The organism is Streptomyces corynorhini (assembly GCF_003346515.1).
GTDB classification, from domain to species: Bacteria; Actinomycetota; Actinomycetes; order Streptomycetales; family Streptomycetaceae; genus Streptomyces; species Streptomyces corynorhini.
The window spans coordinates 1-1,288 of the sequence record NZ_QQNA01000408.1; the positions used below are offsets into that span (position 1 = coordinate 1).

Consider the following 1,288-nt stretch of genomic DNA (forward strand, 5'->3'; position numbering starts at 1 on the left):
CTCCTCGCCGGGGCCGGGGTCCTGGCCGGTGCCGGGGTCCTGGCCGGGGCCGAGGTCCTGGCCGGGGCCGAGGTCCTGGCCGGGGCCGGGTGCGGGATCCCGCTCCGGGCGGAGCATGATCAGGCGCGAGACCGCGAAGGTGATGGGGACGGCCACCGCCGCCGTCACCAGCGGCGAGTAGCGGCTGCTGTAGTGCGCCACGTCCACCAGCAGATAGACCCCCACCGTGGTGATGACGAAGTTCGCGGCGTTGGTGAGCGGGAAGAGCAGGAACTTCCGCCAGGTCGGCCGGGTCCGGTAGGTGAACCTGCTGTTCAGGAAGAACGAGCCCGTCATGCTCAGCAGGAACGCCACGACGTGCGAGACGACGTACGGCAGCCGGTGCAGCAGGAGCAGATAGCAGCCGTAGTACGTGCCGGTGTTCACCACCCCGACCAACGCGAATCTGACCAGCTGGATCCGGACCGTCATCTGCGTACGCGCTCTCCCTCGACTCCGGCGCCACGGGGATGACGGCCACGAGGAGTGTGGCACAGCGCGGGGTGTCCGTCTTGTCCGCACCGCTCCGCACCGCGCGCCGGGCGCGCGCCTGGATGCCCGGCCGCCGCCGTCAGCCCCGGAACTGCTGCTGCCGGTCGAGCGCGCGCCGGATCTCGGCGGGCAGCGGGTGGTAGGGGCCGTAGGCGCGCTCGGTGTCCAGGAGCAGATTCCGCAGCTGCTCCCAGGCGCCCGTGTGGTCCCCCGTCGACAGCAGCAGATGGCCGATGCGCCGACGGATCTCGAAGGCGCGCCCGGGGTCGGCGCCCGCCGTCGCCCGCCGCTCCCCGTCCGCCCGCTCCCCGTCCGCCCGGTACCCGTCCGCCCGGTACCCGTCCGCCCCGTAGCCGCTCTCCCCGTGCTGCTCGTAGTACGGGAGGAGCGCCCGGTACTCCTCCAGCGCGGCGACCGCCTCGCCGAGCTGCTCCAGACAGAGCGCGGCGTCGTAGCGGAACCCGAGCACCTGTCCGTCCGCGGGGCCCGCCTCCGCGCTCCGGTCGTCGGCGAGGCGGCGCAGCTCGGGGAGCGCGCGGCGGTACTGGCCGTCGTCCAGCAGCGTCGACACGTACTGCTTGCGCAGGATGCGGACCACCGGGGAGTGCTCGCCGTGCTCGGCGGCGGCGGCCGGGAGGATCGAGCCGAGGATGTCCACGGCGCGGGTGATGCTGCCCTCCCCGAGCAGCCGCTTGACCTCGTCGACGGCCGCCGCGACATCGGGCCGCGGGGCGGGGCCCGATGTCGCGGCGGCCGT

General features: G+C 74.0%; 1 protein-coding gene and 1 pseudogene. Both read right to left on the bottom strand.

Translation table 11 applies throughout. From position 1 onward, the window contains the following. A partial coding sequence (locus DVH02_RS33595) for a GtrA family protein (RefSeq protein ID WP_147286202.1) occupies window positions 1-471 on the bottom strand: 471 nt, incomplete at its 3' end. Between the two features lie 139 nt (window positions 472-610). Further along, window positions 611-1,288, bottom strand: a pseudogene (locus tag DVH02_RS33600) (hypothetical protein); the annotation flags it as partial.